The sequence below is a fragment of the Halomonas sp. genome (genome assembly GCF_033549285.1).
Classification (GTDB): domain Bacteria; phylum Pseudomonadota; class Gammaproteobacteria; order Pseudomonadales; family Halomonadaceae; genus Halomonas.
The window spans coordinates 1-2,840 of sequence record NZ_JAWSUJ010000185.1 but is presented as its reverse complement, the minus strand read 5'-3'; the positions used below and the strand labels follow the sequence as shown (position 1 = coordinate 2,840).

Below are 2,840 nucleotides of genomic sequence, written 5' to 3'. Positions count from 1 at the left end.
CGGCCAGCCAGCCGATCTCCCGGGCCTTCTGGCGCAGCGCGGAGAGGTCGACGGATAGCCAGGTCTGCCCCTGGATCAGGGGGGCCAGCTGGCTGCGAAGGTAGTCGGCACTGACATGGTGAAGCTCGCCCCCCACCGAGACTCGCTCGATGGGCCGGTCGAGCCACACCCACAGCGCCCGCCCTCCGGCGCCCAGCAACAGGGCAAGCAGGAGGACGCCGACGAAGCTTCCACGCGGTGCCATGGGCTAGTGCCGCTCCCCGGCCGTGGCGAGGATGCGCAGCACCAGGGCATCGAAGTCGATGCCGGCATGGGCCGCCGCCTGGGGCACCAGGCTGTGGTCGGTCATCCCCGGCACGGTATTGACCTCGATCAACCAGAAGCGCCCCTCGGCGTCGCGCATCACGTCGACCCGTCCCCACCCCTCGGCGCCGATGGCCTCGAAGGCCCCCCGGCAGAGGGCGGCGAGTTCGGTCTCCTCGCCGCCGGAGAGGCCGCACGGCAGGTGGTAGCGCGTCTCGTCGGAGAGATACTTGGCCTCGTAGTCGTAGAAGCCGCTGGGTACCTCGACGCGGATCGCCGGCAGGACATCGCCCGCCAGCAGCGACACCGTGTACTCCTCCCCGCTGACGAAGCGCTCGGCCATCACCCGCGCATCGAAGCGGGCGGCATCACGGTAGGCCGCTTCCAGCGCATCGCGGCTCTCGACGATGCTGATGCCCAGGGTCGAGCCCTCGTGGACCGGCTTGACGATCAGCGGCAGGCCGAGGCGCTCGACCACCGCCGACCAGTCGGCCTTCGGGCCCAGCATCACGCTCTCCGGGGTCGGCAGGCCGAGTGCCTGCCAGATCAGCTTGGTGCGCTGCTTGTCCATGCCCAGCGCCGAGGCCAGCACGCCGCTGCCGGTGTAGGGGATGCCCAGCAGTTCCAGCGCCCCCTGCAGGGTGCCGTCCTCGCCCCCCCTTCCGTGCAGGGCGATGAAGACCCGGTCGGGGGCCAGGGCCTCGAGCCCCACCAGTCCGCCATCGGCGGGATCGTAGCCGATGGCGTCCACCCCCGAGCGCGTCAGGGCCGCGAGCACGGCGGCGCCGCTCTTCAGCGATACCTCCCGCTCCGCGGACTCCCCGCCATAGAGCACCACCACCCGGCCGACATCATGCGTCATAGTGTCACCTCGTCGAGCGCCAGGGCGGCATCGGCCAGGTGCTGGGCGATGCCGCCGATGTCCCCCGCCCCCTGGGTAATCAGGATATCGCCGGGGCGCAGCACCCGGGCGAGCAGCGCCGGCAGTTCGCTCTTGTCCTGGACGAAGATCGGGTCGACCATCCCGCGCTGGCGGATCGAGCCCGCCAGGGTGCGCCCGTCGGCGCCGGGCACCGGCGCCTCACCGGCGCCGTAGACATCGAGCAGCAGCAGGGTGTCGACCCCGGCCAGCACCCGCACGAAGTCCTCGTAGAGGTCGCGGGTGCGGGAGTAGCGGTGCGGCTGGTAGACCATCACCAGGCGCCGCTCGGGCCAGCCCGCGCGCACGGCATCGATCACCATGGCCACCTCGCGGGGATGGTGGCCATAGTCGTCCACCAGCATCACCTCGCCCCCGCCCTGAGGGGCCGGGAAGTGGCCATGCACCTGGAAGCGTCGCCCCACTCCCTCGAAGCTCGCCAGGCCACGCAGGATGGCGTCGTCGTCGACCCCCGCGTCGCTTGCCACGACGATCGCCGCCAGGGCATTGAGCGCATTGTGACGCCCCGGCATGGCCAGGCGCACCTCGAGCGGCGCCAGCCCTTCGGGGCGCACCGCGGTGAAGTGCACCTCCCCGGCCTGCTGGACGAAGCCCTCGATGCGATAGTCGGCATCCTCGCTGAAGCCGTAGGTGACGAACTGGCGACTGACGCGGTCGAGCAGGCCACGCACCTGGACATCGTCGATGCACAGGATCGCCAGGCCGTAGAACGGCAGGTTGTGCAGGAACTCGATGAAGGTGCCCTTGAGCCGTTCGAAGTCGCCGCCGTAGGTTGCCATGTGATCGGCATCGATGTTGGTGACGATGGCGACCATGGGCTGCAGGTGAAGGAAGGAGGCATCCGACTCGTCGGCCTCCGCCACCAGGTAGTCGCCCTCCCCCAGCCGCGCGTTGGTGCCGGCGCTGGTCAACCGTCCACCGATCACGAAGGTGGGATCCAGCCCGCCCTCGCCCAGCAGGGTCGCGGTGAGGCTGGTGGTGGTGGTCTTGCCGTGGGTACCGGCCACGGCGATACCATGGCGAAAGCGCATCAGTTCGGCGAGCATCTCGGCGCGGCGCACCACCGGCACGCGATGCTCGTGGGCCCAGCGGATCTCGGGGTTGGTCTCGTCCACCGCGGTGGAGACCACCACCACGTCGGCGTCTTCGGCATGCTCGGCGGCATGGCCGATGGCCACGCGGATGCCGCACCGACGCAGGCGGGCCACCACCGGGGTGGCCTTCAGGTCGCTGCCGCTGACCGCATAGCCCTGGTTGGCCAGCACCTCGGCGATACCGCACATGCCGGCACCGCCGATGCCGACGAAATGGATGCGCCGGATACGACGCATGCCCAGCCCCCGTCCGGGGTGCGGGGGCGTGGCCTGACCGGGAACCGGTCCGAGGGTCTCATCGCTCAAAGCCTGTCTCCATGCAACCGGCCACCAGGCGCTCGACGGCGTCGAGATGGGCACAGCCACGGGCCCGTGCCGCCATGGTGGCGAGAGTGTCGGGGTCGAGCAGCGACGCCAGGCACTCGGCCAGCGTCGCCGCGCTCATCTCCTGCTGGGGCATCAGTCGCGCCGCCTGCTCGTCGACCAGGGCCCGCGCGTTGGCC

Annotated in this window: 3 protein-coding genes and 1 pseudogene; all 4 read right to left on the bottom strand. The window is 70.7% G+C overall.

The features are described from left to right. Positions 1-244: FtsQ-type POTRA domain-containing protein (locus tag SCI24_RS21230; protein WP_318727256.1), on the bottom strand; the 244-nt coding region annotated here is incomplete at its 3' end. Between the two features lie 3 nt (positions 245-247). After that, positions 248-1,165, bottom strand: a complete 918-nt coding sequence (locus tag SCI24_RS21225) for a D-alanine--D-alanine ligase (RefSeq protein WP_318727255.1) — start codon at positions 1,163-1,165, stop codon at positions 248-250. Then, entirely contained in the window at positions 1,162-2,574 is a 1,413-nt protein-coding gene (gene murC / locus SCI24_RS21220) for a UDP-N-acetylmuramate--L-alanine ligase (protein WP_318727257.1), read from the bottom strand. Before murC ends, SCI24_RS21225 begins: the two co-directional genes overlap by 4 nt. A gap of 58 nt (positions 2,575-2,632) precedes the next feature. Next, positions 2,633-2,840, bottom strand: a pseudogene (gene murG, locus SCI24_RS21215) (UDP-N-acetylglucosamine--N-acetylmuramyl-(pentapeptide) pyrophosphoryl-undecaprenol N-acetylglucosamine transferase); the annotation flags it as partial.